We start from the raw sequence: 6,381 nt of genomic DNA on the forward strand, positions 1-6,381 counted from the left end.
CCGCTCTCGTGGGGGTAGGCTGCCGCCCGCGGGGACCGCCACCGCACGGAGGGGCTGACATTCACGTGAACCTGCGCGACAAGCTGCGCGGCCTGCTGGTGAGGCTGTACGCGCGCCGGGTGGAAGGCCACCTGGACCACGCTCAGGTGCCCAAGCACATCGGCGTGATCATGGACGGCAACCGCCGCTGGGCGAAGGCCGCGGGTTCCACCACCGTGCATGGCCACCGGGCGGGCGCCGACAAGATCGAGGAGTTCCTCGGCTGGTGCTCCGAGACGGACGTCGGCGTCGTCACCCTCTGGCTGCTGTCGACGGACAACTTCGACCGCGCCAAGGAGGAACTGGTCCCTCTGCTCGGCATCATCGAGGACGTCGTCCGCACCCTGGCCGCCGACGGCCGCTGGCGCGTGCACCACGTCGGCACGCCCGACCTCCTGCCGGCCGGCATGCAGCGCACGCTGAAGGAGGCCGAGGAGGCCACCGCCGACATCGACGGGATACTCGTCAACGTCGCCATCGGCTACGGCGGCCGCCAGGAGATCGCCGACGCGGTCCGTTCGATGATCCTCGACGCCCAGGACAAGGGCGTGTCGATGGAGGACCTCGCCGAGTCCGTCGACATCGACATGATCGGCCGCCACCTCTACACCGGCGCTCAGCCCGATCCCGACCTCGTGATCCGCACCAGCGGCGAACAGCGGCTGTCCGGATTCATGCTGTGGCAGACCGCGCACTCCGAGTACTACTTCTGCGACGTGTTCTGGCCGGCGTTCCGCAAGGTCGACTTCCTGCGCGCCCTGCGCGACTACGAGATCAGGCACCGGCGTTTCGGCGGCTGACCGCACCACGCACATGACGGCCGGCCGGACGCACTGACGGCCGGCCCACCGTTTCCAGCCGCGCGCCGGCCACCGCGCCGGTTTCCAGCCGCGGTCGGCCCTCTCAGGTCCCCCGGCCGCACGCCTGCGTGCCCCCGCGGAAAGCCCCCGAGTACCCCCGCTGGGACGGAAGTAACAAGGAGTTCATCGGCGCGCCGTCATATGCCGTGGCATGGCGGCGCATGTTCGAGGGCATAAGCCAAGCAGGTCGACGCCCGAACCACGGGTGTCGGATCTCAGCGGACGGCACGGGGCCGTCCGCCCGGGAGGCCCTTTGCACCAGCCCGATCGTGCGGTCCGCACGGACGTAGCGGAGGGCCGGTTTTCGGTCCGTGCAGGCGGTCGAATTCCGGTCCAGCTCCACTCCGTCGCTCCCCGACCTCATCCGAGGGGGTACGTCCTTCCGTGGTGACCAGCACAAAGCGCCATAAGCCCGACCGGCGCACTTACGTTCTCGACACCAGCGTCCTGCTGGCCGACCCGCACGCAATGAACCGCTTCGAGGAGCACGAAGTCGTGCTCCCCATCGTCGTGGTCACCGAGCTGGAGGCCAAGCGGCACCATCCCGAACTCGGCTACTTCGCCCGGCAGGCCCTGCGCCTGCTCGACGACTACCGGGTGCAGTTCGGCCGTCTCGACGCCCCCATCCCGATCGGGGAGCTGGGCGGGACCATCCGTGTCGAGCTCAACCACTCGGACCCCAGCGTGCTGCCCACCGGCTACCGCCTGGGGGACAACGACTCACGCATCCTCGCGGTCGCCCGCAATCTGCAGGCCGAGGGGTTCGACGTCACCGTCGTGTCGAAGGACCTCCCGCTGAGGATCAAAGCGTCCTCCGTGGGTCTGCTCGCCGAGGAGTACCGGGCCGAACTGGCCATCACGGACTCCTCCGGCTGGACCGGAATGTCCGAACTGACGCTCCCCGGCGAACAGGTGGACATCCTCTTCGAGGAAGGACGGGTGTACGTCCCGGAAGCCTCCGAACTCCCCGTGCACACGGGCCTGACCCTCCAGTCCGAGCGCGGCAACGCGCTCGGCCGGGTCACCGCCGACGGCAACGTGCGGCTGGTGCGCGGCGACCGGGAGGTGTTCGGCATCAAGGGCCGCAGCGCCGAGCAGCGCATCGCGCTCGACCTGCTGCTCGACCCGGACATCGGGATCGTGTCGATGGGCGGCCGGGCCGGCACCGGCAAGTCGGCGCTCGCGCTGTGCGCCGGTCTGGAGGCGGTCCTGGAGCGCCGCCAGCACCAGAAGGTGATGGTCTTCCGCCCGTTGTACGCGGTGGGCGGGCAGGAACTGGGCTATCTGCCCGGCTCCGAGGCCGAGAAGATGAGCCCCTGGGCGCAGGCGGTCTTCGACACGCTGTCCGCGGTCACCAGCCGCGAGGTCATCGAGGAGGTCACCGCCCGCGGCATGCTGGAGGTCCTGCCGCTCACCCACATCCGCGGCCGCTCGCTGCACGACGCGTTCGTGATCGTGGACGAGGCGCAGTCGCTGGAGCGGAACGTCCTGCTGACCGTTCTGTCCCGGATCGGCGCCAATTCGCGGGTCGTTCTGACCCACGATGTCGCGCAAAGGGACAATCTGCGGGTCGGCCGCTACGACGGTGTCGTCGCCGTCGTGGAGAAACTGAAGGGGCATCCGCTTTTCGCGCACGTCACCCTCAACCGGTCCGAAAGGTCCCAGATCGCGGCCCTCGTGACCGAAATGCTGGAGGAGGGGCACATCTGACCGGACCGCCCCGTTTCGCGGGCCGTATCAGGTAGTTGGCGCCGCTCGGCAAAGGCTGTGAGCCTAGTCGGGCGGCGCCTTCGCATGTGCGCGAACGATGAAATACCCAGGGCGAAACGCGATGTGAGCTTTCACACGCAACTCGGAATTGCCACCCGGCGTCGGTTACGGCAGAGTCTCCTTCCTGTCAGGCCCCGCATACGACACACGTGTATCCCCAGCGATACGACACCACATCAACTCCATAGCTTCGTCGTATGCCGCCCGCGCACCACGCGGCGCTCCCGAGCAGGGAGTTGCCCACCGGGCCCGCGCCTCCCGTGACCCCGCAGTTGGGAGGCCAGTGTTCAGGGGCACGATTGCGTCCGCCAGGGTCACCGAAGCGGGCGATGCTGGAAGGAAACCGTGTGAGCCGCATCTCGGTCCGGGGATTCGCAGTGGCCTCGGCCACGGCGGTCACCGCTGTCGGAAGCGTTGTCGGTGTTGCCTCGGGCAGCACCGCGCAGCCCAACGACGCGGAAGCGACGGTAAGCGACTCTACGACGCTCCTCGCCGACATCCCCGTAGGTCAGCAGGCCCAGGTGCAGACCGCCTCGCTGACGCAGCAGGCCAGTGTCCAGGCCATCGCCGCGGACGAGGGCGCCAAGAAGGACGCCGAGGAGTCGGCCCGCAAGGCCGCCGCCAAGACCGCGATCGCGAAGAAGGAGGCCGCCGAGAAGGCGGCCGCCGACGCCAAGGAACGCGCCGAGGCCAAGGCCGCCGCGAGCCGCAGCTCTTCCGACTTCCCCATCCAGAACTCGTACACCATCGACCAGATCCAGGCGATGGCGCAGCAGATGGTGCCGAGCGGCCAGTGGCAGTGCTTCAGCAACATCGTGGACCACGAGTCCAGCTGGAACTACCGGGCCGTCAACCCGTCCTCCGGCGCCTACGGTCTCTTCCAGGCGCTGCCCGCCGGCAAGTACGTGTCCGCGGGCGCCGACTGGCAGACCAACCCGGCCACCCAGATCAAGTGGGGCCTGAACTACATGAACGACCGCTACGGCAGCCCGTGTGACGCCTGGTCGTTCTGGCAGTCCAACCACTGGTACTAGGCCCGGCGCCCGGCACCGACAGCTCAACCCCGCGCAGCCCCTCCCCGTCCTAGGGGGAGGGGCTTTCGCCCTGTACGGTCTTGTACGGTCCATGCCGACGACTCCAGGGGCGGGTGGCGGGGGAGAGACGGGGGAAGAGGGCGCATCATGTCGCGAGTGCCAGGGTGGCTCGGCCGGGTAGGTGCCGGCCTGACCAAGATGGGGCAGCGGCTCGACGAACGTCGGGCCGAGACCGACCGGGAGAGCGGCGCCGTACCGGACCCGGCGGCGCCCGAGACGCCGGTGGCGGCCGCCGTCGAACTGCCGCCGCCCGCGCCGCGCCCCGACCCCGCCCAGGTTGTGCCGTGGGGCGTCCGGGTCGCCGCCGAGGCGGGCTGGCGGCTGCTGGTGCTGGCCGGGACCGTCTGGGTCCTGATGAAGGTCATCAGCGCCGTCCAACTCGTCGTGCTGGCCTTCGTGGTGGCGCTGCTGCTGACCGCGCTGCTCGAACCCACCGTGGCGCGGCTGAAGCGGCTGGGCGTTCCCCGGGGGGCCGCGACCGCGCTGACGGGGATCTTCGGGTTCGTCGTCATCGGCCTGATGGGCTGGTTCGTGACCTGGCAGGTCATGGAGAACATCGACAACCTCTCCGACCAGGTCCAGGACGGCATCGACGATCTGCGCCGCTGGCTGCTGAACAGCCCCTTCCACGTCACCGACAAGCAGATCAACGGCATCGCCAAGAACCTGCGCGAGGCGGTCGGTGCCAACACCGACGAGATCACCTCCGCCGGCCTGGAGGGCGTCACCGTCGTCGTGGAGGCCCTCACCGGCATCCTGCTGGCGTTCTTCTCGACGCTGTTCCTGCTCTACGACGGCAAGCGCATCTGGCAGTGGACCCTCAAACTGGTCCCCGCCGCCGCCCGGCCGGGTGTCGCGGGCGCCGGCCCGCGGGCCTGGGCGACGCTCACGGCGTATGTGCGCGGCACGGTGCTGGTGGCGTTGATCGACGCCATCTTCATCGGTCTCGGCATCTACTTCCTCGAAGTGCCGATGGCCGTACCGCTGGCCGTCTTCATCTTCCTGTTCTCCTTCATCCCGCTGGTCGGCGCGGTCGCCTCCGGTGCCCTGGCAGTGGTCGTCGCCCTGGTCACCCAGGGGGTGTTCACCGCGGTGATGACACTGGCGGTCGTGCTGGCCGTGCAGCAGATCGAGGGGCACATCCTCCAGCCGTTCATCCTCGGCCGCGCCGTGCGCGTCCACCCGCTCGCGGTGGTGCTCGCGGTGGCCTGCGGCGGCATGGTGGCCGGTATCGGCGGCGCGGTGGTCGCCGTACCGCTGGTGGCGGTGACGAACACGGTGGTCAGCTATCTGCACGCGTACTCCAGGGAGCCGGCCCTGCTGACCGCACCGAGGCCGAGGGGCGCGACGGCGGCGGACGTGGCCCCGGTGCGGCCGGCCCGTGCCGAGCCCGGGGACGAGCCCTCCGCACGGCCGGCAGGCGGGTCCGGGGGCGAAGCCCCGGGAGAGGGGACCGGAAAGGGCGGCGGGGGCGAGGAACGGCAGGACCCCGCCCACCCCGAGGGGTGAACGGGAGGGCGGCTCGCCCGAGACCCTCCACCGCCCGCTGACGCGCGCACCGCCGTCAGCCGTGGCACCCCCGCTCCTCACCGGCCCGTTCCGGCGCCGGCTCCAGCCTTCTTCGACTCGGTCAAATCGGCGCCCGAGCAGGCGAATTGAGACACACGACAGAGCAACTTCCGACAGCTGAGGGCAGGTCGGAAACCCGCCCCTGGACTGCGCCTTCCGGCTGATAGACCTTCCCCCCTGAGCGCTACGTGTCAGGCGTATGTGCGACATGCCAAGGGGAGTGATGTCGGGCTACGAGCTGCTGGCCCGCGACCTGGCCGCGTGCGGGCGTGAGGGCTTCACCGGGGAACTGCGTGCGTCCGGCTCACCCGGCGGCACCTTCCACCTGCGCGACGGACTCGTGGTCGCCGTCGAGTCACCGGGAGCGCCCGGACCGGAGGCCCTGCTGCTGCGCTCCGGACGGATCGGCGGCGAGGAATGGGCCGCTCTGGTGCGCGAGTCCGACGGGGCGCGCTGGCCCGTCGCCGGACTCGTCGCCCACGGCTACACGGGAGCCGCCCAGCTCAGGGTCGTCTGTGTGATGGCCCTCCAGGACGCCGCCTTCGCGGTCGTCGCGGGCGGCGTCGACGCTTGCGAACGCGCTCCGGGCGAAGGCCCGCCGCCCGGCGCCGTCGCCGTCGGCGAACCACCCACGCCGCTCCTGGCGGACGCCTTGCGCAGACTGGCCGCCCTGCTCGCCCTGCCGTACCCGGTCCGCCCCGAGCGGGAACGCCCGGTACCCACCCCGCTGTCGTACGCCGCCGTCCGCCTGACCACGCTGCAACGCGAGCTGATCACCCACGCAGACGGCCGGCGCACGGCCCGCGACCTCGCCTTCCGTACCGGGCGCGGCGTCTACACGGTCACCGTCGAGGTGGCCCGGATGCTCGCCGAAGGGTTCCTGGAGTGCCCGCGGACACCCGCCCCGATCCCGGTCCGGCTGCCGCCCGGCGGGGAGGGCGTACGCCGCCGGGCGGCAGCCGGACCGGGATCGGGGCGGGTGCGGTCTCCTATAAAACTACACAAACCCACGCGAGCAGCAACAAACACTACTGCCCCCATCAGCTGGA

Annotated in this window: 5 protein-coding genes; all 5 read left to right on the forward strand. The window is 70.4% G+C overall.

Annotation, left to right across the window (positions count from 1 at the left end):
* Positions 1-65 precede the first annotated feature (65 nt).
* On the forward strand, positions 66-839 hold the full coding sequence (locus P1P75_RS38570; protein WP_150472579.1) for an isoprenyl transferase: 774 nt from the start codon (positions 66-68) through the stop codon (positions 837-839).
* 444 nt (positions 840-1,283) lie between these two features.
* Entirely contained in the window at positions 1,284-2,609 is a 1,326-nt protein-coding gene (locus tag P1P75_RS38575) for a PhoH family protein (RefSeq protein ID WP_319264179.1), read from the forward strand.
* A gap of 407 nt (positions 2,610-3,016) precedes the next feature.
* Positions 3,017-3,703 carry a transglycosylase SLT domain-containing protein gene (locus P1P75_RS38580; protein ID WP_319264180.1) on the forward strand — a complete coding sequence of 229 codons (687 nt, stop codon included), beginning with the start codon at positions 3,017-3,019 and terminating at the stop codon, positions 3,701-3,703.
* Positions 3,704-3,850: 147 nt separating this feature from the next.
* Positions 3,851-5,272, forward strand: a complete 1,422-nt coding sequence (locus P1P75_RS38585; protein WP_319264182.1) for an AI-2E family transporter — start codon at positions 3,851-3,853, stop codon at positions 5,270-5,272.
* 283 nt (positions 5,273-5,555) lie between these two features.
* On the forward strand, positions 5,556-6,381 hold an 826-nt coding region (locus P1P75_RS38590; protein WP_319264184.1), incomplete at its 3' end, for a MarR family transcriptional regulator.

Source organism: Streptomyces sp. ID05-39B, from assembly GCF_033794725.1.
Classification (GTDB): Bacteria; Actinomycetota; Actinomycetes; order Streptomycetales; family Streptomycetaceae; genus Streptomyces; species Streptomyces bobili.